Source organism: Streptomyces sp. NPDC054757, from assembly GCF_053612185.1.
The window spans coordinates 19,751-44,162 of the sequence record NZ_JBSHBW010000014.1 but is presented as its reverse complement, the minus strand read 5'-3'; the positions used below and the strand labels follow the sequence as shown (position 1 = coordinate 44,162).

Genomic DNA, 24,412 nt, shown 5'->3' with positions numbered 1-24,412 from the left:
TCCCCCGAGGTCCGGGCGCCGTCTCGTGCGCGCGGGGCCGCTCAGCCGGCCAGCCGTATGACGCTGACGCCTTCGCGCACGGTGAGCACGCTCTGCCGCACCCGGGGATCGGCGGCGACATGGGCGTTGAACGCGCGCATGGCGACGGTGTCGGGCTGCTGGTCGCGCTCGTTGGCGACGCCGCCGAACTGGAGGACGTTGTCGGCCAGGATCAGCCCGTGCGGGGACAGCTTGGGCAGCACCGCCTCGTAGTAGCCGACGTAACCGGGCTTGTCGGCGTCGACGAAGACCAGGTCGAAGGGGCCGGGAAGGTCCCGCACCGACGTCAGGGCCGGGCCTTCCCAGAGGTGGATGCGCTCCGCCCAGGGCGACGCCCCGAAGTGCTTGCGGGCGATCGAGGCGTGCAGCGGGTTGAGTTCGCAGGTGTGGAGCTCGGCGTCCTCGGGCATCGCCTGGGCCATGCAGAGCGCGGAGTAGCCGGTGAAGGTGCCGATCTCCAGGATGCGGCGGGGGCGCAGCGCGAAGACCAGGGAGGCCAGGAACTCGCCCTCCAGGCTCCCCACCATCATGGCCGGCAGCTCGGTCCCGGCCTCCGTGTCGGCGACCAGGACGGCCAGCCAGGGGGGCGCGGGGGAGGATGCCTCTTCGGCGTACTTCTCCACGACGGGTCGTACGATCATCCTCGGTTCCTTCCCGCGAGGTCGGTGGAGGCGTGCAGCCGCCCGGTCAGCCAGTGCGTCAACTCGGCCTGGGCGGGCCCGCGCAGATAGAAGTGACCGCCGGGAAAGGCGGTCACCTCGGTGTGCGCCGAGGTGACGCCCGCCCAGGCCGCCGCGTCCGCCGCGTCGACCTCGGGGTCCTCGGTGCCGTAACAGACGCTCACCGGCACCGAGAGATCGCGGCCGGTGCCGGGCCGGTAGGTGCCCACCAGGCGGTAGTCGGCGCGGAGCACCGGCAGCGTCATCTCGCGTATGCCCGGCAACTGGAGCAACGCCGCGTCGGTGCCGCCGAGCTGGCACACATCGGCCCACAGCCGCCCGTCGTCCAGGTGCTTGTCGTCCGGCTGCTGCCGGGCCGGTCCCGGACGCCCGGAGACGACCAGCCGCTCCGGGAGCGCCTCGCCCGCCTCACCGAGGAGCCGGGTGACTTCGTGCGCGACGGAGGCGCCCATGCTGTGCCCGAAGAACCACACGGGCTTGTCGTCCAGTCGGGTCAGCGCCTTGGCCAGCGGCTCCACGAGGCCGGCCATGTCGGTGCGGCAGGGCTCGCCGATGCGGTCCTCCCGGCCGGGGTACTGCACCACCATGCCCTCGACGCCTTCGGGCAGTTCACGCGCCAGCGGGCGGTAGAAGCTCGCGGACCCGCCGCCGTGCGGGAAGAACACGACGCGCCGGGCGGCCGAGGGTTGGGGAAAGTAGCCGCGCAGCCACGGGTTCGGGACGTCGGTGCTCATGTCCGGACCCCCAGCAGGTCCGCGGCGCAGAGGAGTCCGGGCGGCGCCTTCGGGTGGTGCAGCCGCACAGGCCCGCAGGCCTCGCTCACGCGCATCCCCAGCCTGGCCAGGGCCACGTGGTACTGCACATGACCCCGGCTGTCGGCGCCCGCCCGGACGTCGTCCCAGGTCGCGCCGATGGCCCGCGCCGTGGCCTGCGGCCACAGTTCGCGCAGCACCACGTCGTACGGGGCGCCCTCCGCCGGCCCCAGGTGCTCCACGCTGGGCACCTTGAGGTGCGGGGCGGTGGAGTCGCCGAACCGCACCAGTTCCTTCATGCCGTCGGGCATGTGCGGGCGCATGCTCCACTGCACCGGCCCGTGCGTGTTGACCAGGGTGAGGTGCCCGCCGTCGGTGCCCAGGGTGATGCGGTGGAAGAGGTGGCTGTAGTTGTCCGGGTCCGAGGGCACCAGCTCGTTCTGCAGCCGGAAGGACAGGGGAACACCGGCGAAGCGCCCGGTGAGACTCCGGTACGGTGCCCCCTCCGCCCCCGCGAGCACTGCGTCGATCCCGTGCGGGCGGATCGAGCCCAGCGCCTGGCCCAGGATGTCGAAGACCGTGTAGAGCACCTGGAAGGCGCAGGTCACGTCGAGGAACAGCGGCTGCTGCCGGGCCACCAGGTCACGGGCTGCCCCGATGAAGCGGCGCACCGGCTCCACATGCGGATAGTGGGTGTTCAGCCGGAACACCACCCCGGACTCGGTGGCGGCCCGCAGGCACGCCACCAACTCGTCCGGATGCAGGGGGTGTTCCTGGAGCACGTGGATGCCACGGCGCATCAGCGCCCGCGAGAGGCCGGGCCCGGGGCCGCCGTTCATCACCCCGCCCACCACCACGCAGGCCAGGTCGATGTCGCCGGGCACCTCCTCGACCGTCGGCCACAGCGGTACGCCGTAGTGCGCGGCGCAGGCGCGGCTGCGGGCACTGCCGGAGGCGAGGATCCCGGCCAGCTCGAAGCCGAAGTCCGCCCGCTCGAAGGCCGCCAGATAGGCACGGCCGAAGCCGGTGCCGGCCACCAGGACGCGAGGACGGCTCACAGTTCGCCCTCCTCCATGGCACGGGCCGCGAGGATCGGCCGGTCGACGACCTCCAGCAGCCCGACCGCGGGTTCGGACCGCAGTGCGGCGAGTACCGTCCCGGCGTCGAGCACGTCGGAGCCGAAGTGCACGCCCGGGGCGGCCCTGCCGTCGAGCACCGCCAGTACGGCGAGCGCGGCGGCGAGGCCGGTCAGGGCGTACGTGTCACTGGCGCGCAGGGCCAGGCTGCGGGTGGCGGGGAGTCCGGCGTCGTCGGTGCCGGTGACCTCGAACAGCATGAGCTGGAACGGGTCCCGGCCGAACAGGTCGAGCGCCGCGGCACGGGTCAGCTCCCCGGCCGCATCGGCGAGCCCGGACTCGCCGCGCATCGCCCCCTGGAGCCTGCTCAGGCAGTTCATCATGTGCGCGCCGCCGTCGAAGACGTTGTACCAGTCGATCTCCGTCAGCCCCGTGACCTCCGGGAGCCGCGCGGACTCGAAACTCAGGTACGGGTAGACGTCCACCCGGTTGTTCGCGTACGGCAGTTCCACGCCGGTACGCGGCTCCAGCTCGCGCTCCACGCGGATGCCGCCCCGGATCGCCCCGCGGGCCTCCCCGTACGCGCCACCCATGGAGAGCAGGTAGTCGGCGGCTCCGGCCGGGGTGAGCCGGTCCATCGTGCCGACGTAGGCGGTCAGCCGCTGCGGGCGGCTCATGGTGGAGCACAGGTGGCGGGGGAGCAGCCCGGTCAGTCCCGGCTGCATGCCCGCGGTGATCACGGCGGTGCCGGTGAAGGTGCCGGGCCGGACCAGCGCCTCCAGGAGCGGTTCGTCGCCGCCCGGGTCGACGTAGTCGGCGCCGGCCGCCGCCGCGGCCCAGGCCACCCTGTCGAGGACCTGGTAGGACGGGCCCGCGCAGTTGAGGACGGTGTGTGCGCCGCGGCAGAACCGGGCCAGCGACCGGCCGTCGTGCAGGTCGACCTCGACCGCATCGCCGCGCAGACCGGACTTGGCCAGCAGGGCTTCGGCCTGCGTACGGTCGCGCCCACCGAGCCGTACCACGGCGTCGGGAAGACGTTCGGCAATCGCCCGGACGGCGGCCGCGCCGACGGCGCCGTAGGCGCCGACGACCGCGACGGACGGAGTGCTGTACTCGCTCACGCGTTCTCCTCATCGGGCCGACCGGTCACATCGGATTCCTCATCGGGCAGGTCGATCACGTCGGATGTGACCAGCCCACGGCAGGCGAAGTGGTCGCCCGGCACGGTCTGCCGCAGCAGCCCGCCCACGCAGACGGACTCCCACAGCGCGGTCATGTCGCCCGCCATGGCGGGCCAGACCGGGGACTCATCGGCATGCACCAGCAGCCGGGCCTCTCCGGTGTACACACCGGGGTCGTGGGCGGCCACGCACGCGGCGAGAGCCCTTCCCCGTACGAGCTGTTCGGTCAGCACGTCCGCGCCGAGGCCCAGGACCCCGGCCAGCTTGGCGAGCCGCTCCCCGCGGGGGAGTACGCCGAGTGCGGCAGCCGCTGCGGCCGCCGCCCGCAGCTCCGGCTCGCTCCGGTCCGCCAGCGCGGCCAGTGCGCCGGGCGGTATGTCCCCGGCGGGGGCGAGCGCGGCGAGTGCCGACCCGAGGCCGGAGACGCCCGGGTAGCCCAGGGCGGCCGGATCCTGCCCCCGGTCCAGACAGAGCAGCGCCTCTTCGAGGACGTCGTCGCGGACCGTGGCGGGCAGCGGATAGCTGCTCAGGACGGTCAGCCCGCAGACCGGCGCCCCCAGTTCGGCCAGTTGCTGGGCGACGGCGAGCGCCAGCACGCCCCCACTGTGCGCGCCGACCAGGTGGAACGGTCCCGGGCTCAGGGCCCGCACCTTCGCCACGATCTCCTGCGCCACGTCGTCCAGGGTCTGCCCCTCGGCCACCCGCACCGGCGGCACCACCGCCACCGGGTCGCGCGTCCCCAGGCCCTCGGCGAGCCGCTCCGCGTGGCCGCCCAGACCGTCGCCGACCAGGACGTGCACCGGGTTGCCGAGGGCGTCCGCCGCCCCGGTCAGCGCCAGTTCGTCACCGGCCCCGCTCTCCTCGGACAGGTCCTGCCCCTGCTGGAGGAAGGCGGACAGCTCGTACACCGAAGCGCCGCCCAGCAGCTCCCGCAGCAGTTCGTCGAAGAAGATCTCGGCGGCGGCCGGCACCTGCTCGCGCAGCGCCGTGACGAGCTGGGCCGCGAGCAGCGAATCCCCGCCCAGGGCATAGAAGTTGATGTCGAGCGGGACCTCGGACTCGCGCAGCACCTCCGCGTACACCGCAGCGACCGCCGACTCCAGCTCACCGGCCTCGCGCGAGCCCTCGCCGGCTGCCGCCGCGCCCGCCGCACGGTGGTCCTGCGCCCACCCGGCCAGGGCGGCCCGGTCGATCTTGCCGTTGCCGGTCAGCGGCAGCGCGTCCAGCACCTCGAAGCGCGACGGGATCATCTCCGCCGGGAGCCGCCCGGCGAGCCGCCGGGCCAGTTCCTCGGTGTCGAGGGGCTCGCGGTCGGTCTTGAAGCGGGCCGCGAAGACGTGCATGCCGATGCGGGCCAGCTCGTCATCCGGCGCCGGGACGCACCACTCCAGACCGGCCCCGGCCTCGGCCAGCAGGTCGTACCACTGGTGGCGGCCGATGAAGGTCTGGTCCTTGCCGTGGCGCACGTCCTGGAAGTCCCCGGCGGTGGCGTCGAAGAGGAACTCCATCGAGGTGAGGATCTGGTAGTTGTCCCGGGTCGTCTCGATGAAGACCAGCCACCCGCCGGGCACCAGCGCCTCGCGCATCCGGCGCAGGACCGCGCGGGCGTCCTTCGCGTAGTGCATGACGTTGCCGCACAGGATCACGTCCACCGAGTTCGGCCTGACACCCTGCTCGCGGTACGGCTCGTTGAAGTCGAACAGCGCGTAGTCGACCCAGGGGTGCTCCGCGAACCGCTCGCCGGCCTTGTTGAGGAAGAACTGCGACACGTCGCTGAAGGTGTAGCGGACGTTCGCGCCGTCCAGCGCCGGGATGGTGTCGACGCTGGTGCCGCCGACCCCCGCCCCGACCTCCAGCACCCGCAGCGGACGGCCGGAGGCGTTGCGCCGGGCCACGCCCAGCACGGTGGAGGTGGCCAGCCGGTTGAGGTAGCGGGAGAGGAAGCCCTCCATGTAGGCGGCCTCGTGGATGCTCAGGTCCCCCTCGGGGAACAGCATCCGCAGCGGGTCGCGCTCGTCGCGCATCAGCTCCGGGAGGTGGTCGGCGGCGAGCTTGAAGTAGTCCACCAGCTCGGGGCGGTCGTTGGCCTCCGGAAGCAGCCGGTCGACCTCGGCCCATGCCTGCGCGACGTCCTCGGGACCGACCAGGCGCAGACAGCCGAAGGTGCCGTCATCGGCCCGGTCCAGATAGCCGTTCTCCGCACAGGCGGCCAGCCAGCGACGCACCAGCCGTTCGTGCTTGGACGCCACCCTGGCCAGCCGCATGATGTCGGAGGTGCTGTGCCGGGTCGCGGCATCCGGCCACACACCCTCCTGACGCAGGACGTCCACCATGCGGCGCAGCGCCGCGTCGTCGAGCACCGCCGCGAACTCCACCACCTTCGCGACGTCCACCCCGCCACGGATCTCGTCGGCCGCCGCGAGCACCTCGGGCGCGAGGGACGGGTCCACGGGGTGGGCGGCCGGGTCGGCGGGCGAAGGCGAGACGAACGCGACCAGCCTGCGGTCGTTGCGCTCGCCCTGCGTGGTCACCGCCACCGCGTCGACCTGCGGGTCGGTGGCCAGGGCCGACTCCACCTCGGCGAGTTCGATGCGGTGCCCACGGATCTTGACCTGCCGGTCGTCGCGGCCGATGAACTCCAGGGTGCCGCCTGGCAGATAACGGGCGAGGTCGCCGGTGCGGTAGACCCTCTCGCCGTCCGGCAGCTCGAAGAAGCTCGCCGCGGTCTTCACCGGGTCGCCGAGATAGCCCTCGGCGAGACCCGTGCCGCCGATGTACAGGTCGCCTACGACGAGGTCGGGGCTGGGCCGCAGGAACGCGTCGAGGACGTGGAAACGCTGGTTCTCCAGCGGAGTCCCGTACGGGATGCTCGGCGCCGCGGTGTCGACCTCGCCGATCGGGTGGAAGATCGACCAGATCGCCGCCTCGGTCGCGCCGCCGAGGCTGAACAGCTCCACCCGGGGCAACCGCGCGCGGACGGCGTCGGGGAGCGTCACGGGTATCCAGTCGCCCGACATCATGCCGAGCCGCACGCTTCCGCAGTCGCGGCCGTCGCCGCGCAGGTACTCCTCAAGGAGCATCATCTGGGCGGGCACGGTGTTGAGTACGGTCACGCCGTGTTCGGCGATCAGGTCGGCCCAGTGCGAGGGGTCGCTGCGCCGCTCCGGGTCGGGAAGCACCAGAGTGCCGCCGCGTCCCAGGACGCCGAAGACGTCGAAGACCGACAGGTCGAAGCCCAGGCCCGACAGTCCCAGCGCGACGTCGTCCTCGCCGATCCCGAACCTCCGGCAGACATCGTCCAGGGTGTTCACCGCCGCACGGTGACTGATCTCCACGCCCTTGGGGAGCCCGGTCGAGCCCGAGGTGAAGATGACGTACGCCGAGTCGCCCGGGGCGACCGGTGGTTCCTCGAACGTGCCCGCAACAGCGGGTAGTCGGTCCACATCGATACGGCCGACCCCCGCGGGGAGCCCGCCGCCGCCCGTGCTGTGCGTGAGCACCAGGCCGATCCCGGCGGACTCGATGATCGTGTCGCGCCTCGCCTCGGGCTGGCTCGCCTCCACGGGGACGTACGTGCCCCCGGCCAGCAGCACCCCGAGCGCGCCGGCGATCTGCTCCCAGCCCTTCTCCAGCAGCACCGCGACGCGCTGGTGCGGCTGGTGGCCCTGCGCGGCGAGCGCGGCGGCGACGGCCGCGGCCCGCCCGGTCAGCGTCGCGTAGTCGACGCTCCCGCCGTGGCCGGTCACCGCCGTCGCGTCCGGACGCCGACGTGCCTGGTCGAACAGAGCCCGGTGCAGCAGCGCGTCGCTGACCGGCCGTGCCGTGTCGTTGGCCACCGCGCGCCGCTCGGCCTGGTGCGCGGGGAGCGCGAGCGGGTCGCCCTCCCACGCCTCGTCCCCGTCGGCGAGCCGCCGCAGCAGATCACGGAACGCGGCGAACATGTCGTCGACGACCGGCTGGGGCACGGTGTCGTCCCGTACGTCCCAGTTGACCAGCAGCGCCCCTCCCGACTCCATCGCCTGGCAGTCCAGCCAGACCTGCGGCGTCTGGCTGATGCCGTTGCTGATCTGCGTGCGCATCATGCCCTGCGGGGCGAGACCGTCGGAGAGCCCGATGGCGCTGGTGAACACCACCGGCATCATCGAACCCTGCTGGCCCCTGCGGCGGGTCAGCTCGCGCAGCACCTCCACGCCGGAGAACAGCCGGTGGTCGAGGTCCTCGAAGAGCTGCTCGCCCGCCCTGCGGGCCCGCCCGGCGAAGGTGCCGGCGCAGCCGCCGTCCACGGCCAGCAGCTCCACGGAGGTGAAGTCACCCACTATGTCGCCCACGTCCGGGTGGAGCGGCAGCCTGCTGAGCACCGTCACGTCGAGGGTGAAGCGGGGACTGCGGCTCCAGCGGCCGATCACCTCGGCGTACGCGGCCATCACGGCCGTCGACGCGGAGACCAGCTGCTCCCCGGCACGGGCCTTGAGCGCCGACCACAGCACGGGCTCAAGACGCAGCTCGCGCCGGGTGAAGCCGGCCGCGCCCTGCCTGCTGGGCCGGTCGACCAGGGGCAGTTCGGGGGCAGGTGGCAGGCTGTCCAGGCGCGCCGTCCAGAAGTCGCGGTCGCGCTCGTAGGCGGGGCCCTGGCGCACCGCCCGCTCCGCCCGCAGATAGTCGCGGAAGGAGATCGCGGGAGCCTTGAGAGCGGCGCCGGGGTCCTCGTAGAACGTGCCGAACTCGTCCAGCAGCCGGTAGATGCTCACGTAGTCGGCGATCAGGAAGTCGATGGAGAAGTGCAGGACGGCCCGGTCGGCGCACTCGGTGACCTCCAGTGAGTACAGCGGGCAGGCGGTGACGTCCTTGGACTCGGCGGCGAGCCGGCCGCGGACCCCCCGCAGCACCTCCTCGGCCGCCGCCTGCGGCAGCGCGGTCGCGTCGTGCCAGCCGATGACCGGGGCGGGCGGGTCCTTCAGCACCCTCTGGTAGCCGTCGTAGTCGATGACCACCCGCAGCATCTCGTGCCGGTCCACCACCCGCTGCCAGGCCCGCAGCAGCCGGTCGCGGTCGAGCGCCGGGAACTCCAGCTCGCCGTACGCATGACAGGGCACCGAGCCGTACTCGAAGGCGCCCCGGCGGCCCAGCAGGTAGGCGGACTGGACCTCGGTGAGCGGGAACGGCTCGTGGGCCGCGTCGGGATCGGGCCGCACCTGCTCCGGGGCGCGCTCGCGCAGCGTCCGCAGTACGTCGTCGCGGCTGCCGGAGAGCAGGGCGCGCCGCTCGGGGGTCATCGCCCCTTCCGGGCCCCGGAAGCGAAGACGCCCCTCGTCCTCCCACAGGTGGAGTCCGGCCTGTTCGAGTTCGCTGATGATGTCGGCGGGGGTCACAGGACACCTTCTTCCAGTCGGGCGGACGTGTGGTGCTGGTGGCTGCCGGAGATCTCGGCATCGATGACGGCGGCTATCTGCGCGATGGTCGGGTGGTTGAAGAGCTGGCGCAGTGAGAGCTCCACGCCGAAGCGCCTGGCGAACCGCTGGATGACCCGGGTGGCGGTGAGGCTGTCGCCGCCGAGGCCGAAGAAGTTGGCGCTGCGGCCCACTCCGGGGGCCTCCAGCAGGTCGGCCCACTCCTTCGCCACCGCGCGTTCGGTCTCCCCCTGCGGATGGTCGTCCGACGGCGGCTCCTGTGCCGGATGGCGCAGCCCGTACAGCTGCGCGACGGCGGCGCGGTCCACCTTGGCGTTCGCGTTCAGCGGCAGCCTGTCGACGACGGTGAGGTGCTCGGGAACCATGTGGGCGGGCAGGTGTCCGGCCAGTGCGGCCAGCAGGTCCGGCGCGGCCGGTACGGGGTCTGTGCGCTGCTCCGGCGTGACGACCGCAGCCGGCTCCAGGGTGACGACCGCGGCGAGGCGGCGCACCCCGGCACTGCTGTCGACCCACGCCACCGCGTGTACGACACCGGGCAGTTCACGCAGCCTGGTCTCGATCTCGCCGAGTTCGATCCGGTGCCCGCGTACCTTCACCTGGTGGTCGCGCCGCCCCAGGAACTCCAGGACCCCCGAGGGGTGGTAGCGGCCCAGGTCGCCGGTGCGGTACCACCTCTCGCCCCCGGCCACCACGAAAGAGGCCGCCGTGCGGTCGGGATCCCCGCGGTAGCCGAGTGCCACACCGGCGCCCCCGATCCACAGTTCGCCGGGCACGAAGTCGGGCCGGTCCCGTCCGTGCGCGTCGACCACGCGGAAGCGCTGGTTGGCCAGCGGACGCCCGTACGGGATGGACACCCACGCGGGGTCGACGGCCGTGACCTCGTGGGCGTTCGACCAGATCGATGCCTCGGTGGCGCCTCCCATGGCGACGAGCAGGGCATCCGGCGCGCTCGCCCGCAGCCGGTCGTACAGATCAAGCCCGACCCAGTCGCCCGAGACGATCGCCACCCGCAGCGACGGCAGGCTCGTGCCCGACTCGCAGGCCACCAGCAGCATGTCGAGCAGGGTGGGTACCGTGTTCCAGACCGTCACCCCGTGCTCGGCGGCCAGACGGGCCCAGACGGCCGCCTCCCGCCGGACACCCTCGGTGAGGGTCACCACGGTGCCGCCCACCGCGAGCAGCCCGAACAGGTCGTAGACCGACAGGTCGAAGTCGAGTGCCGAGGTCTGCAGGGCCACGTCGCCGGGCCCCACGCCGTAGCGGGCGTTGACGTCGTCGATGGTGTTGGCGGCGGCGGCGTGGGTGATCTCCACCCCCTTGGGCTCGCCGGTGGACCCCGAGGTGTAGATGACGTACGCGAGCTGTGAGGGGCCGACCGGCACGGACTCTGCGAGCGGTACGGCCGCCGAGGCCTCGGCCACCGTCACCGTCCGCACCGCCTCGTCCCAGTCCCCGCCGGATTCGGGCCCGTCGGCGACCAGGGCCAGGCGCGCCCCGGCGGACCGCACGATCCGGTTGCGGCGCGCCGCAGGCTGGCCGGCCCCCACCGGTACGTACGCGCAGCCCGCGGCCAGGACGCCGAGCACCGCGACCGCCTGGTCGGGCCCCTTCGGCAGCGAGACGACCACGGTCTCGCCCGGCCGCGCCCCGAGCGACACCAGGTGCCCGGCCACACGGAGCGCACGCCCGGCCAGCTCGGCGTAGGTCAGGGCCTCGCCGGACGCCGTGCGGACCGCTACGGCGTCCGGGGTGCGGCGGGCGACGTCGAGGACCGGCTGGTGCAGCGTACGGGCGGGGCGGGCCACCGCGGTGGCGTTCGCCTCGGTACGGACCTTCGCCTGCGCCTCCGGAAGGGCGACCGGCGGGGCCGGGCGCGACCAGTCGCTGTCGGCGAGCGCGACCAGCAGGCGGCGCATCGCCTCCAGGGCCGACGCGACGACCCCGGGACTGTAGAGGCCCTCGACGTGGTCCCAGTTGACGGCGAGTCCGCCGTCGCGCTCCACCACCTGGCAGTCCAGGGCGACCTGCGGGCTCTGCGAGAGCCCGCGGCGCAGCACGCCGAAACCGAAAGCGAGGTCCTTGAAGTCCGCACTCACCCCGAGCGTCGAGGTGAACACCACCGGCATCAGCATCTGGCCGCCCCCGGTGCGCCGGGCCAGCTGCTGCAACACCCAGGTGGTGGAGACGTGGCGGTGCTCGATGCCCTCCCAGACCTGCCCCTGCAACCGGCGCACGGTGTCGGCCCAGGAGCCGTCGGGGCGGCTGTGGTGGCCGAGCAGCAGCAGCGAGGTGAAGTCGCCGACCACCTGGTTCACCTGGGGATGGACGTCCTGCCGGTCGAAGACCGTCAGGTTGAGCGTCAGCGAGGTTTCGGCGCTCCACGCCGCCAGTACCTCGGCGAAGGCAGCCGCCACGACCGTCGACGCGGTCAGCCCCTCGTCGGCCGTGCGGCGGCGGAGCTTAGCCCAGGTCGGCGCGTCGATGCGGAACTCGTCCCGCACGAAGCGCGGCAGTCCGATGTGCTCCGGGTCGAGTGCCATGGGCAGTGCCGGAGCCGCGGGCAGCTCCTCGATCACCTTCAGCCAGTACTCCTCGTCCCGGGCCCGTGCCACCGGATCGGTCTGCTGGGCCAGCAGGTAGTCACGGAATGACAGCTCCAGCGCCGGGAGTTCGAGGCGGGGATCGGCGTACAGCGCGTTGAGCTCGGTGAAGATGGTCATGATCGACAGCGCGTCGAGCACCACGTAGTCGAAGCCCACTCCGAACACCGTGCGGCCGTCATCCCTCTGCACGGCGCGCACGTCGAACAGCGGCCAGGAGGTCACGTCCAGGACCTGCTGCGCCATGTCCCCCAGCGCGGCGACCGCCTTCTCGTGGTCGGCCGCGGTGGTGCGGGTGACCGGGAAACGGTAGTGCGGTACCTCGGGCAGGATGCGCTGGCCCCCCTCGCCGTCCAGCACGGCGCGCATCATCTCGTGCCGCCGCACCAGCCGGTTCCAGGCGGCCTCCAGCCGGTCCAGGTCGACCCGGTCGCTCTCGAACTCCCAGTACCAGTAGGAGGCGACGCCGCCGAGGGCGAAGTCCGGGTCGCGGCCGAGCCAGTAGGCGCGCTGCACATCGGTGAGCGGGAAGGGCTCGTGGCGGTGCCCGGGGTCGGCCGGGACCGTTCCGGGGGCCTGCGCCTCGGCGCGCGTCAGCGTCCGGGCGAAACCACTCACCGTAGGACGGGTGAACAGGTCGCCGAGCCTGGCCCCGTAACCCTCCCGGCGCAGCGCGGCGAGCAGACGGGCGGCCTGCAGGCTGTCGCCGCCGATGTGGAAGAAGTTGGTGTCCCGGCCGATGCGGGGCACGTCGGCGTCCCTGTCCCTTCCGGGGTGCGAGGAGCCGGTGTCGCCGCCGGCGCGCCCACCGCCGAGCAGCTCCGCCCACAACGCGGCGACCGTCTCCTCCGCCGCACCGCGCGGGGCGTCCGACGCACCGCCGGACCTCCGCGCACTCAGCGCTTCGGCCAGCAGCCGCGCCGCCTCGGCGCGGTCCACCTTGCCGTTGCGGCTCAGCGGCAGCTCGTCGACGGCCACCGCGCGGGCCGGCACCATGTACGCGGGCACCTCCCGGGCGGCGGTCGCCAGCACCTCTCCGGTGTCCACCGAGCCCGGAGTGACCAGGGCGTACAGCGCGCCGCCGTGCCCGGCCACCGGCGTCACCACGGCCTCGCGCACCCCGGGATGCAGGCCCAACGCGCGCTCCACCTCGCCCAGTTCGATCCGGTAGCCGTTCACCTTGACCTGGAGGTCCGCGCGGCCGAGGAACTCGATCACGGCCCCGGGCCGGTAGCGGGCCCGGTCGCCCGTGCGGTACCAGCGCACCCCGTCAGCCTCCACGAACTTCGCGGCGGTCAACTCCGGCGCGCCCACATACCCCCGGGCCACCCCGGCCCCGCCGATCCACAGCTCTCCGGCCACCCAGTCGGGGCGGTCGCCACCCTGCTCATCGACGATCCGGCAGAACTGGTTGGGCAACGGCACGTTGTACGGGATCGACGCCCAGGAGGGATCCACCTCCGTGACCTCCTGGACGGTCGAGTGGATCGCGGTCTCCGTGGTTCCGCCCAGGACCGCGAACACGCTGTCCCGGCGCAGCGCGTGCACCCGGCCGGGCAGGTCGAGCCCGGCCCAGTCGCCGCCGATGAGCTGCAGCCGGAACGGCCAGGCACCCGGCTCCGGCCGCGACGAAGCGGTGGTGAGCGCCATGTCGAGCAGCGCGGGCACACAGTTGAGCACGGTGGCCCGGTGCTCGGCCGCCCTGCACAGCCACACATCGGGGGAGCGCCGTTCCTCGTCGTCGACCAGGACCAGCGCGCCGCCGCAGATGAGCGGGCCGAAGATGTCGTACACGGAGAGGTCGAAGTCGAGCGCCGACAGGCACAGGGTCCGGTCACCGGGACCCACGCGGTAGCGCTCGTTCAGCGCGGCCACCGTGTTGTGGGCCGCCGCGTGCGTCAGCTCCACGCCCTTGGGCTCCCCGGTCGACCCGGAAGTGAAGATCACGTAGGCCGGATCGTCCGGCGACACGTCCACCGCACGCTCCAGCAGCGGCACCACGGGATCGGTGCCGCACCGCACGTCGACGTTGGGGATCCCGCCGTCGGCGGCCTCAGGGTCCGGGCCGCGGGTCACCGTGCACCGGGCCTGTGCCAGCGCCTCCACGGTGCGCCGCCGCGCCTCCGGCTGCTCCGTGCCCACCGGCACGTAGGCCGCGCCCAGCGCGTGCACCGCCAGCACCGCGACCACCTGCTCGACGCCCCTGGGCAGGGTGAGCACCACCCGGTCGCCCGCGGTGACCCCGGCCGTGCGCAGGACGTGGGCCAGCCGCAGGGCCCGCTGGGAGAGCTCGCCGTACGTGAGTACCCGGCCCTCGCCCCAGAGCGCCGCCGGCGCCCCGCCGCGCTCGGCCGCCTGCCGGAAGAACTCCTGGTGCAGCGCCCGGCGGGGCAGTTCGGCGCGGGTGTCGTTGGCGCTGCGACGCGCCTGGAGCTGTGGCGCGGGCGGGCGCACCGGCAGACTCTCCCACCAGGCGCTCGGCTGGGAGGCGAGCAGCCGCACGCGGTTGACGAAGGTCTCGAACATCGCCTCGGGGACCCCGGCCTCGAAGAGGTTCTCGGTGGTCTCCCAGTTGATCAGCATGCCGCTCTCGTGCTCGATCAGCTGGAGGTCGATCCACACGCCCGAGGTCTGCGAACTCATCCACACCGGGGTGCCGAGCACGGCACGGGTCGCCCCGTCGAAGAGCTCACCGAGGCTGAGCGCGCTGGTGAACACGACGCCGGCCCGCCGGTTCGCCCCGGCGGCGGTCCTGGCCAGGTCGCGCAGGACCGAAGTGCCGCCGTACGCCGTGTGCGTGGCGTCGCGCCGGTACTGCTCCTGCACCGCGCGGGCGCGCTCGGCGAAGGTGCGGCGCGCATCGGGCGCCACCTGGAGCAGCAGCAGGTCGGTGAAGTCCCCGACGACCCGGCCGACTTCGGGGTGCACCGGGATCCGGTTCAGCACCGGCAGGTTGAGCAGGAACTCCGCGTCCTCGCTCCAGGCCGCGAGCACGTCCGCGTAGGCGGCGGCGACGGCCATCGACACCGTCAGGCCGTTGCTGCGCGCGTGCTGGGCGAACCGCTCGTACGTCTCCGGCGCCAGCCAGGCGTGCCGCCGGACCGTGTGCACCCCCTCGATCCGCTCCGGCGGCGCGGCCAGCGGCAGCCGCGGTGCGTCCGGCAGGTCCTCGGCGCGGTCACGCCAGTAGGAGACGTCGGCCGGGCGGGGCTCCCGGCCGGTCTCGGCGACCAGGCGGCGGTATTCGGGGAAGGTCAGGGCGGGCTGCGCAGGGGCGGCGTCCGGGTCCTCGTACAGGCGGGCCAGGTCGCCCATGACGATCCGGAAGCTCGACGCGTCGCAGATGATCATGTCGATGTCGAGGAACAGCCTGCCCCTTCCGGCAGGCAGCAGCGCCAGCCGCACGTCGAGCCCGCCCCCCTCGCCGACCGGCAGCGTCTGGTGGGAGATGCTCTCGCGCAGCGCCGACAGCCGCTGTTCGCGCTCCGGGTTCTCCAGACCACGCAGGTCGACGACCTCGTCCAGCCCCCGGCACTCCGGAAGGATCCGCTGGCCGCCCCCGGCGCCGACGGCCGCACGCAGCATGGGGTGCCTGCGGCGCAGCGCGGTCACCGCGGCGTTCCAGCGCGCGACGTCGGCGGTGACGTCGAACTCGAAGTAGAAGTGCGACCCGGTCCCCAACGGCATGCCCGGCTGCCGGCCCGACCAGTAGGCATGTTGCATCGGGGCCAGCGGGAACTCGCCCGCCTCCGCGGCAGGGTCCCCCTCGGCTTCCGCGCGCGGCCCCGCCTCGTCCTCGGTTCCGGACAGCAGCACGGACCAGGCGCGCACGGTGGGCTCCTCCACCAGGTCGCCGAACGTCACCTCCACGCCGGCCTCCTGCCAGGAAGCCGCCAGGTTCATCATGCCGAGGGAGTCCAGGCCGAGGGTGACGAGGTCCTCCTCGAAACCGATCTCCGCGGCGGGAAGTTCCAGCCGCTCGGCGACGGTGTCGCGGATCTCCTCCGCGGACAGTGCGCGTCCCGCCGTCACCTCACTGGTCATCGTGGCCTCCCATGCGCTGCCGGGGACGGGCCCCGGCCTGGTCGGTGTGGGGCGCCGCGCTGCGGGCGGCGGTGGTGCAGATGTCGACGTACACGGCGAGCAGCGACTCGACGAACTCCGAATCGAAACGGTCGGGGTTGTAGAACAGCAGCACCCGCACCGTGCCCCGGTCGGGCACGGTGACCAGCTCCAGCTCGAAGCGGGTGGCGACGTCGTCGGGAACCAGGACCTCGATGTCCAGCCCGCCGGCCCGGGTCGAGTACACCGGGTCCGCCATCATCTGGAAGACCACGTCGTCGAGCCGCCGGTCGGTGCCCCCGAGGCTGATCGGCAGCATCTGGAACGGCAGAGCCTGATGGACGAAGGCCTCCATCACCGTGCCGTGCGTCGCCCGCAGGTGCGCGGCGAAGTCGGTGCCGGTGAGCCGGGTCCTCAGCAGCACCATGTTGGCCAGGAACCCCACGGTGCGGCGGTGTTCGGCGCTGCGATTGGCGAACAGGGTCGCCACGGCCAGGTCCTCCGCGCCGCTGACCGACTGCAGGGCACGGTAGTAGGCGGTGAGCAGGGCCACGAACATCGTCGACCGCTCCCGCTTGGCCAGGGTGTCCAGCGCGGCCACGGTCGGCGCGTCGAGGACGTGCTGTACGAGCCTGGTGTCGCGCGGCGCGCCCGCGGTGGCCTGCCGGATCGGCAGCGGGGGCAGCGTCACGTCCTTCAGGCGCTCGCCCCAGAAAGCGCTCAGCCGCTTCCCGGAAGGCCCGGCCAGGGTCTCGCGCTGCTCCTCGGTGAACCGGGAGTACGCAGAAGAGTTGCCGGCAGCCTTCCCCTCCAGCGCGGCACACAGGTCCTCGAAGATCACGTTGCAGGACCACGAGTCGGTCACCATGTGGTGCATGTTGAAGCAGAGCACGTGATGGTCTTCGGCGAGCCGCCACAGGGTGATGCGCACCGCGCTGACGGTGGCGTCGATCCGGGTGCCCAGCTCCCTGGCGATCTCCCGGTCTGCGGACGCCCCGGGATCCGGCTCGCCGGAGAGGTCCACCTCGCGGATCTCCGGTGACGCGGCCGGGTGCACCAGCGCCTTGAGCCGGCGGCCGCCGCCGGTGAACGTGGTGCGCAGCGCCTCGTGCCGAGACGTCACATGGCCGACCGCCTCCCGGAGCCTGCCGCGGTCGAGCGAGCCGCGCAGCCTGCACAGCACCGGGCAGTTGAGCGCGCCCTCCTCGCCCCGGTAGCGGTCGAGGAACCACAGCAGCGTCTGGCCCACGGACGGACGGATCTCGGTGACTGTCACGTCCGGCAACGTAACGACGGTAGCCGCCCGCGCAGCCGCCGCTGAAAGAAAGCTGAGAGGACCTTCACGTTCCTTTCTCGCCACTCGGGCCCGCCCCTCGCCCGGGTCAGGGTGAGGGCACCTGTGTCGCGCGCGGCGCCCCAGCGGGGCGCCGGACCCCGTCCGGCGGCACCGTCACACGGGAGGTCGCTCGATGCCAGCCAACCCCTTCGAAGACCCGGATGAGAGCTACCTGGTCCTGTGCAATCCGCGCGGCCAGCGGTCGCTGTGGCCGGCCCGGCTGCCGTCCCCCGCCGGATGGCTGGTGGAGATGCCCGCAGCCTCCCGCGCCCGCGCCTGCGCGCACGTCGAACGCGTCTGGCCGGACGTGCGCCCGGAGGCCCCCTCGGCGGCCGTGTCCCCGGCCGAGACCCTTCCCGTTCTCTTCGAGCGCGTGGTGGCGGAGCACCGGGAGCTGCCGGCGGTCGAGAGCGAGAGCACCGCTCTGGCATACGGAGAGCTGGCGGACCGTGTGAACCGGCTGGCGCGGCGACTGCTCGCGGCCGGGCTCGGCCCCGGCGACCTCGTCGGGATATCGATACCGCGCGGGACCGACCAGGTGGTGGCGGCACTCGCCGTGACGACCGCCGGAGCGGGCTACGTACCCCTGGATCCGGGCTATCCGGCGGCGCTGCTGCGCCACATGGTGGCCGACTCGGGGCTGCGGACCCTGCTGCACACCGGTCTGCCGCCGGTGGACGTCACCGGTCTGGAAACGCTCGACCTCGCCTCCCCGGGCCCCGGTCCCCGCCCGGGCGAGCCAGTCACGGACGAGGAACGAAGGCGGCCGCTGCACGCCGATGACACCGCCTACGTCATCTACACATCGGGCTCCACCGGGACGCCCAAGGGCGTGGTGATCCCGCACGCCGGCATGGCGGCGCTGGCCGCGGCGCAGCGGCACTGGATCGGCCCCGGGCCCGGCGACCGGGTGCTCCAGTGGGCCTCGTTCAGCTTCGACGCCGGCTTCTGGGACCTGACGCTGGCCCTGCTGTCGGGAGCCACCCTGGTGCTCACCGACGACCGCGCGGTGCTGCCGGGCGAGGAACTGCGCCGCACGCTGATCGACCGGCGGATCAGCCATGCGGTGCTGCCTCCGGTCGCGCTCACCGCCACCGACCCGGACGGCGTCCTGCCCGGCGGGGTGGTGCTCTCCACCGGGGACTCCTGCACACAGGCGCTGGTGGCACGGTGGGCGCCCGGCCGGCGCATGTTCAACGGATACGGGCCCACCGAGATGACTGTCGGGGTGACCATGGCGGGTCCTGTACGGCCGGGCGAGCCGGTCAGCATCGGGGAGCCGTGGCCGGGCAACGAGGTCCGGGTGCTCGGCGCAGACCTCCAGCCCTGCCGGCCGGGCGAGGAGGGCGAGCTCTATCTGGTGGGTGAGGGCGAGGCCCTCGGATACCTCAACCGGCCCGCTCTGACGGCGGAGCGCTTCGTCGCGGACCCGTACGGCGTGCCCGGAAGCCGGATGTACCGGTCCGGCGACCTCGGGTACCTGGACAAGGACGGCCCGCTCTACTTCACCGGCCGGGCCGACCGCCAGGTCAAGCTGCGGGGCTTCCGGGTCGAACTGGGCGAGGTGGAGCAGGCGTTGGAGTCCTGCGACGGGGTCAGGCTCGGGGCGGTGGTAGTCACCGGTGAGGTGGACTCGGCGCGCCTGGCCGCCTTCGTGGTGCCCGGCGCGGACCCGGCCGACGACCTCGCGGAGGAACTGCGCCGACGGCTCTCCGAGCGGTTGCCGGGGCACATGGTGCCCGCCCGCGTCGAGGTGGTGGCGTCCCTGCCGATGACCAGCAACGGCAAGATCGACCGGCGTGTCCTGGAGCACCGGGCCGCCGCCTTCGCCGCGGCTTCGTCGTCGCCCGCCGCTGCCGGATCCGGCCGTGTGAGCGGCGCGACGGCGCCCGACGGGCCCGCCCGTGCCTTCGACAGGTCCGACCCGGTGGCCGCGCTGTGCGCACTGGCCGCCAGGGTGCTGGAGGTGCCCGCCATCGCGCCGGGTGACAACTTCTTCGACCGCGGCGGTCACTCGGTGCTGGCGGTGCGGCTTGCCAAGGCCGTACGGGACGACTGGGGGATGAACCTGCCGGTACGGGCCATCTTCGAACGGCCCACCATGGCGGAGCTGGGCGGCCTGCTGACCACGGACTGAACCGGCACGGTCCGCGCCCGTCCGCGCCCGTCCGCGCCGGTCCGGCGGCCCCTTCCCGGCGAGCGGTACCGGAAGGGGCCCGGCCCCGGCTCAGTCGAGCCGCAGGCGCAGGGCGCTGTGCCCGAACAGGAAGTTGGAGTAGACGCGCGGAGGTTCCTGCAGGATCTCGATCCGGCGCACCCGGCGGATCAGCGAGTCCAGAACGGCGGAGAGCTCCAGCCGGCCGAGAAAGGCCCCCAGACAGAAGTGGGGACCGTACCCGAGTGCGAGGTGCGGGTTGTGCTCCCTGCCGACGTCGAAGCGGCGGGGCTGCGCGAAGACGGCCGGGTCGTTGTTGGCCGAGATGTTCCACAGGGTGACGATGTCGCCCGCCGACACCTCGGCAGGGCCGATCCGCAGGTCGGCGGTGGCCGTGCGGGCGAAGTGCATGGCCGGGGTCACCCAGCGGAGCACCTCCTCCACCGCCGTCTTCACCGCCGCCTCGCCGGTGTGCAGCCGACGCCACTGCTCTTCGTGGGTGCCCAGCGCGTGCAGTGCGCCGATCGTGGTCACCCGGGTGGACTCGTCGCCCCCCAGAATCAGGCTGTAGCAGTTGAGGGCGAGATCGTCCTCCGTCATCGGCTCGCCCTCGACACGGGCGGCGGCGATCATGCTGATCACGTCCTCGCCGGGCCGACGGCGGCGCTCGCGGACCACGTCCACGAAGTAGGACAGGATCTCGTTGCGGGCCTCCAGCGCGGCGAAAGGGTCGTCCTCGGCACTGTCGGACGACAGCGCGCGCTTGTTCCAGTCGAGCAGCAGGGGCCGGTCGGAGGCGGGCAGTTCCAGCAGGTCGCACACGGTGTTGAGGGGCAGGTGCTCCGCGATGTCGCGCGCGGCATCGGCCTCGCCCGCACCGACCACGGCGGTCACCAGGGCGTCGGCCCGCTGCCGCACGGCGTCCGCCACGTCCCTGAGGACCCGTGGCGAGAAGGCACGCAGCATCACCTGGCGCAGCTCGCGGTGGCGGGGACGGTCCATCACCGCCAGCATCCGGCCGCCGGCCGAGTCGCCGCCACGCAGCAGGACGTCCAGCACCGTGCCCCGGGCCGAGCTCAGCCGGGCCGCGTCCTTGTAGCAGTCCTGGACGTCCTGGTGCCGGGCCACCGCCCAGAACCCGGGGCGGCCGCCCACCGGGGGATGCCAGCGCACCGGTTCGCTGCGGCGCATCCGGTCCCAGTACGTGTGCGGGTCGTGCTCGACGAAAGCGGCCGGGTCGGTGAGGTCGAGAGCCGCAGCGGAGGTGCCGTCGTACGGGCCGTCGAAGACGGCGGCGTTGCCGGAGGAGACCACCGGGAGACTCCTTTCGGTCCGGGCGCCGGGCCCGCGCGAGGGCGAACTGTCGCCTTGATCCTCACCTCTCGCGCCCGCGCCCGAGGCGGCGCTGAATGAATGATGAAGGATTCGGCGGCGGCTCCTGGCGTGCGTGCAATTCTCAAGTCCGAGGCGGCGAAGGGGAGGTCGGCCATGGGCTTGCGCCGTGGATCTGTGCGCACGGTGAGGAGCGCCCCGCGTCCCGGGCTCAGGCTTCTCGCGCTGCCGCACTCCGGCGGCCGCGCGGAGAGCTTCGCGGGCTGGCGGGCCTCGTTCCCCGCCGCATTCCCCGAAGCCGCGGTGGAGCTGTGCGCCGCGCAGTACCCCGGGCACGGCGACCGGCTGTCGGAGCCGCCGATGGAGGAGGTCGGCGCGATCGCCGAGGAGATCGTCGCCGACCTGACCCGGCTGCCGCCGGCGGACTTGCTGCTCTTCGGCCACAGCTTCGGCTCGGCCGTCGCCTGCGAGGTGGCCCGCCGCTGCCCCGGGGCCGGCATCGACGTCCTCCTGCTCGTCGCCTCCTCCGCCTGGGCTCCCGGAGACCCGGCCCGGCCCCCTCGCGACGACCACCTGCTGCCCGACGAGGAGCTCTGGGAGCGGCTGGTCGCCCTGGGGGGCATCGACCCCGGCATCGCGTCGGAGACCGAGATACGCGATCTGCTGCTCCCCGCGATGCGCGCGGACATCGGCGCGCACGAGCGCTACCTCGGCTGTCCTGACCCGGTTTCACTCAGCTGCGACGTGCACGCCTGCATGGCCCGGGGGGACCGCCTCGTACCGGCCCCGGCCGGCCACTACTGGAGCCGGCTCACCACGGGGAACGCGAGCATCGACATCAGACCCGGAGCCCACTTCCACGTCTTCGACGACCCCGCGCTCCTGCTCGCGGACCTGGCGCGGAGGGTTCCGGCCTACGCGAAGGGAGGTCGTACCGCGCATGAGTAGTTCTTGGGCAGGCCTGCGACTGGTCGTCACCGGCGGCGGCTCGGGCATCGGGGCCGCCGTGGTCGCCCGCGCGGCCGGGCTGGGCGCCGACGTCCTCGCGGTCGGCAGACGGGCCGACCGGCTGGCGGAGGTGACGGCGAAGGCGCGGGCCGACGGAGCCGGCACCGCCGTACCGTACGCCGTGGACGTCACGGCCCCCGACGCCGCCGTGCGGATCGCGGAGCGTGCCGGGGAAGTCCTCGGCGGCGTCGACGCGCTGGTCAACAACGCGGGGCACGCGGTCTTCGACCGCCTGGAGGACGCCGCCGAGGCGGACCTGCGGAGGATGGTCGACACCAACCTGGTGGCTCCCGCCCTGCTGATCCGGGCGCTGCTGCCCCTGCTGCGCAGCAGCCGGGGCAGCGTGGTCAACGTCTCCTCCGTCGGCGGCGTCCTGGCGATGCCGTCCCGGTCCTTCTACGGGGCCAGCAAGGCCGCACTGAACTCCCTGACCAGGTCACTGGCGGTGGAACTGGCGCCCGAGGTCCGGGTGAATGCGGTACTGCCCGGCCCCGTCGACACGGGCCTGTGGGACCTGGCGGCCGGCGGGGGCGCCGACGCCCTCCGCGAAGGAATCGTGGCCGGCACCCCCCTGGGCCGGTTCGGACTGGCCTCGGAGGTGGCGGCCTGGGTGTGCCACCTCGTGGACCCCGAGAACTCGTCCTGGGTCACCGGATCCCTGGTGTCCGTGGACGGCGGACGAGCAGCGTGAGCCACACCCCAGGAGCCCCTGGCCGGCCCGACCCGGCCGCTCCTGCCACCAGCGGAAAGGCATGAATCAGATGACGCAGACAGCTCCACCGTGGTTCGCCCGGGCCTCGGCGATCCCCTCGTCCTGGCTGTACGAGTCCTTCCGGATCGCCAACGAGCGCGAGCGGGAGCACCCCGGCCTGATCAAGCTGCACGTGGGTGAGCCCGCCTTCGCCCCGCCGGATTCCGTCGCCAAGGAATTCGCCGCCGCTGCCACGGACGGCCGGGCCCGTTATATCGACGTGCAGGGGCTCATGGAACTCCGTGAGCGTCTCGTGGACAAGCTCGACACCGTGAACCACATCGACACCGAGCCCTCCCGGCTCTTCGTCAGCCCCGGCTCGTGCCAGGGGCTGAGCGCACTGATGCGCTGCCTCGCCGACTCGGGGGCGGAGATCCTGATGCCGGAGATCCACTGGCCCGTGCACCTGCAACAGGCCCTGCTCGCCGGCTTCCGCCCGGTGTTCTACAAGCTCGACGAACACTTCGCGCCCGACCCCGGGTCGATCCGGCAGCTGGCCACCCCCGCGACGCGGGTGCTCCTGCTCAACACCCCGTCGAACCCCACCGGCGCGGTCGCCGGCCTCCCGCTGCAGCAGGCCCTCTACGAGATCGCCGACGAGCACGGCTGGCAGATCATCAGCGACGAGGCGTACGAGGACTTCGCCTTCTCCGGACCCCACCTGTCGATCGCCGCCCTGGAGCGCGACCGCCCCGCACCCGAGCGCCTCGTCAACAGCGTCTTCACCTTCTCCAAGGGACCGGCGATGACCGGCTACCGGCTCGGCTACGTCGCGGTCTCGCGGCCCGGGACCGCAGCCGCCATGCGAACGGTGCAGGAGTCCTGCATCATCGCGCCCTCCGCGCCCGTCCAGTACGCCGGGCTGGCCGCCCTGGACGCCTCGGGAGCGCTCGCCGGCAACCACGACTTCGTACGGGGAAACCGGGACGCCGCGCTGTCCTTGCTGGTCGACGAAGGGCTGCTGCCCGCACTGCCCGGTGGCGGCTGGTACGCCATGGCCGACATCTCCTCCACCGGCCTGACCGGCGAGGAGTTCAGCGCCGAACTGATGCTCCACCACGACGTCGTGGTCGTTCCCGGCAGCGGGTTCTCCGCGCGGCCCGAGTTCGCCCCGGACGGCTCGATGCGGCCGCTGAAGCCCGGCGGCGTCGCGTCCGGCCTGGTCCGGATCGCGTACTGCGTCGACCGCGAGCAACTCACCACCGGGGTGGAACGCCTGGTCGGCCTGGTCCGGGAGAAGAGGGGACAGTGATGCCGACAGACGTGACCTATGCCGCCTACCTGAAACTTGACGACCTGCTCAAACTCCAGGAACCGCGCACACCCGAGGACGACGCGGACCTCACCACGGTGCTCTCCGAACAGTTCTTCATCGTCAGCCACCAGACCTGCGAACTGTGGCTGAAGCAGATCCTCGGCGACCTCGCCGCCGTGGAAGGCAACTTCCTGACGATGACCACCGCGGACATGGAGCGGTCGGTCGACCTCCTCTACCGGGCCGGCGAGCTGCTGCGCCTGCTGCACGAGCAGCTCATGGCGCTCGAACGGCTACCGCTGGAGGACTTCGCCCAGTTCCGGCGGTATCTCGGCACGGCCAGCGGCGCCCAGTCCAGCCAGTCCCACGAACTGGAGCGGGTGCTGGGCAGCGGCCGCCGCTCGGGATCTCTGTTCCTGGCCTTCCGCGCCGGGCTGGAGCGCATCGGAGCCGACCTTGAGGAGATCGTCGGAGCGGGCGTCGAGGCGGGCTCGTTCCACCGGGTCGTCGAGGCGATGCTCAGGGTCGGCAACGGCTACTTCCAGTGGAAGATCGGGCACGTGGCCCTGGTGATGAAGATGCTCGGGGAGCAGAGGGGCACCGCCGGCACCTCGGGGACGGCACATCTCATGGACCGCGCCACGATGCCGTTCACCGAACTTCACGAACTGCGCGGCAAGGTGCACGAGCGCCGGAGCCGGCAGGCAGGCTGACCGCCGCGGGAGCGGAGTCCGGCCCGCGCACGGCCCGCGCACGCGGAACAGTCCGCCCGCGACG

At 72.9% G+C, this 24,412-nt stretch carries 13 protein-coding genes; 5 read left to right on the top strand and 8 right to left on the bottom strand.

Features of this window, described 5'->3' with window-relative positions:
* Positions 1 to 41: 41 nt before the first annotated feature.
* From ACWGKJ_RS18235 to ACWGKJ_RS18205, 7 genes are read right to left on the bottom strand one after another with little or no spacing between them, the layout of a single operon-like run.
* Positions 42 to 680, bottom strand: a complete 639-nt coding sequence (locus ACWGKJ_RS18235; RefSeq protein ID WP_385027623.1) for an O-methyltransferase — start codon at positions 678 to 680, stop codon at positions 42 to 44.
* Complete coding sequence (locus ACWGKJ_RS18230; protein ID WP_385027620.1) at positions 677 to 1,453, bottom strand: thioesterase II family protein; 777 nt, start codon at positions 1,451 to 1,453, stop codon at positions 677 to 679. The genes ACWGKJ_RS18235 and ACWGKJ_RS18230 overlap by 4 nt, the downstream gene beginning before the upstream one ends.
* Positions 1,450 to 2,529: a Gfo/Idh/MocA family oxidoreductase gene (locus ACWGKJ_RS18225; RefSeq protein ID WP_385027617.1), complete on the bottom strand. Its 1,080-nt coding sequence runs from the start codon at positions 2,527 to 2,529 to the stop codon at positions 1,450 to 1,452. The genes ACWGKJ_RS18230 and ACWGKJ_RS18225 overlap by 4 nt, the downstream gene beginning before the upstream one ends.
* Positions 2,526 to 3,668, bottom strand: a complete 1,143-nt coding sequence (locus tag ACWGKJ_RS18220; RefSeq protein ID WP_453315764.1) for a saccharopine dehydrogenase NADP-binding domain-containing protein — start codon at positions 3,666 to 3,668, stop codon at positions 2,526 to 2,528. Before ACWGKJ_RS18220 ends, ACWGKJ_RS18225 begins: the two co-directional genes overlap by 4 nt.
* Positions 3,665 to 9,097: an amino acid adenylation domain-containing protein gene (locus tag ACWGKJ_RS18215; RefSeq protein WP_385027614.1), complete on the bottom strand. Its 5,433-nt coding sequence runs from the start codon at positions 9,095 to 9,097 to the stop codon at positions 3,665 to 3,667. The genes ACWGKJ_RS18220 and ACWGKJ_RS18215 overlap by 4 nt, the downstream gene beginning before the upstream one ends.
* Positions 9,094 to 15,780 carry an amino acid adenylation domain-containing protein gene (locus ACWGKJ_RS18210; protein ID WP_385027611.1) on the bottom strand — a complete coding sequence of 2,229 codons (6,687 nt, stop codon included), beginning with the start codon at positions 15,778 to 15,780 and terminating at the stop codon, positions 9,094 to 9,096. The genes ACWGKJ_RS18215 and ACWGKJ_RS18210 overlap by 4 nt, the downstream gene beginning before the upstream one ends.
* On the bottom strand, positions 15,770 to 17,074 hold the full coding sequence (locus ACWGKJ_RS18205) for a condensation domain-containing protein (RefSeq protein WP_385027608.1): 1,305 nt from the start codon (positions 17,072 to 17,074) through the stop codon (positions 15,770 to 15,772). Before ACWGKJ_RS18205 ends, ACWGKJ_RS18210 begins: the two co-directional genes overlap by 11 nt.
* 193 nt (positions 17,075 to 17,267) lie before the next feature.
* Between ACWGKJ_RS18205 and ACWGKJ_RS18200 the strand changes: the two genes are divergently transcribed.
* Positions 17,268 to 19,271, top strand: coding sequence for an amino acid adenylation domain-containing protein (locus ACWGKJ_RS18200; RefSeq protein WP_385027605.1), 2,004 nt, complete (start codon positions 17,268 to 17,270; stop codon positions 19,269 to 19,271).
* A gap of 90 nt (positions 19,272 to 19,361) precedes the next feature.
* Here the strand turns inward: ACWGKJ_RS18200 and ACWGKJ_RS18195 are convergent, their stop codons facing one another.
* On the bottom strand, positions 19,362 to 20,603 hold the full coding sequence (locus ACWGKJ_RS18195) for a cytochrome P450 (RefSeq protein WP_385027602.1): 1,242 nt from the start codon (positions 20,601 to 20,603) through the stop codon (positions 19,362 to 19,364).
* Positions 20,604 to 20,807: 204 nt separating this feature from the next.
* On the opposite strand from ACWGKJ_RS18195, the gene ACWGKJ_RS18190 reads away from it, so the two are divergent.
* The 4 genes from ACWGKJ_RS18190 to ACWGKJ_RS18175 all read left to right on the top strand — a co-directional run bounded on the left by ACWGKJ_RS18190 (position 20,808) and on the right by ACWGKJ_RS18175 (position 24,348).
* The gene (locus tag ACWGKJ_RS18190; protein WP_385027599.1) at positions 20,808 to 21,569 is read left to right on the top strand and encodes a thioesterase II family protein; all 762 of its coding nucleotides are present in this window, start codon (positions 20,808 to 20,810) and stop codon (positions 21,567 to 21,569) included.
* Positions 21,562 to 22,320, top strand: a complete 759-nt coding sequence (locus ACWGKJ_RS18185; RefSeq protein WP_385027596.1) for an SDR family NAD(P)-dependent oxidoreductase — start codon at positions 21,562 to 21,564, stop codon at positions 22,318 to 22,320. Before ACWGKJ_RS18190 ends, ACWGKJ_RS18185 begins: the two co-directional genes overlap by 8 nt.
* 70 nt (positions 22,321 to 22,390) lie before the next feature.
* Positions 22,391 to 23,632 (top strand): pyridoxal phosphate-dependent aminotransferase, encoded by a 1,242-nt coding sequence (locus ACWGKJ_RS18180; RefSeq protein WP_385027593.1) that lies wholly within the window; start codon positions 22,391 to 22,393, stop codon positions 23,630 to 23,632.
* On the top strand, positions 23,632 to 24,348 hold the full coding sequence (locus ACWGKJ_RS18175) for a tryptophan 2,3-dioxygenase family protein (RefSeq protein WP_385027590.1): 717 nt from the start codon (positions 23,632 to 23,634) through the stop codon (positions 24,346 to 24,348). The genes ACWGKJ_RS18180 and ACWGKJ_RS18175 overlap by 1 nt, the downstream gene beginning before the upstream one ends.
* Positions 24,349 to 24,412: the final 64 nt, after the last annotated feature.

Bases quoted from the DNA above. Each gene is read 5' to 3' on its own strand.
- ACWGKJ_RS18230 (WP_385027620.1), bottom strand. From the start codon at position 1,453: ATGAGCACCGACGTCCCGAACCCGTGGCTGCGCGGCTACTTTCCCCAA.
- ACWGKJ_RS18180 (WP_385027593.1), top strand. From the start codon at position 22,391: ATGACGCAGACAGCTCCACCGTGGTTCGCCCGGGCCTCGGCGATCCCC.
- ACWGKJ_RS18235 (WP_385027623.1), bottom strand. From the start codon at position 680: ATGATCGTACGACCCGTCGTGGAGAAGTACGCCGAAGAGGCATCCTCC.
- ACWGKJ_RS18200 (WP_385027605.1), top strand. From the start codon at position 17,268: ATGCCAGCCAACCCCTTCGAAGACCCGGATGAGAGCTACCTGGTCCTG.
- ACWGKJ_RS18210 (WP_385027611.1), bottom strand. From the start codon at position 15,780: ATGACCAGTGAGGTGACGGCGGGACGCGCACTGTCCGCGGAGGAGATC.
- ACWGKJ_RS18175 (WP_385027590.1), top strand. From the start codon at position 23,632: ATGCCGACAGACGTGACCTATGCCGCCTACCTGAAACTTGACGACCTG.
- ACWGKJ_RS18185 (WP_385027596.1), top strand. From the start codon at position 21,562: ATGAGTAGTTCTTGGGCAGGCCTGCGACTGGTCGTCACCGGCGGCGGC.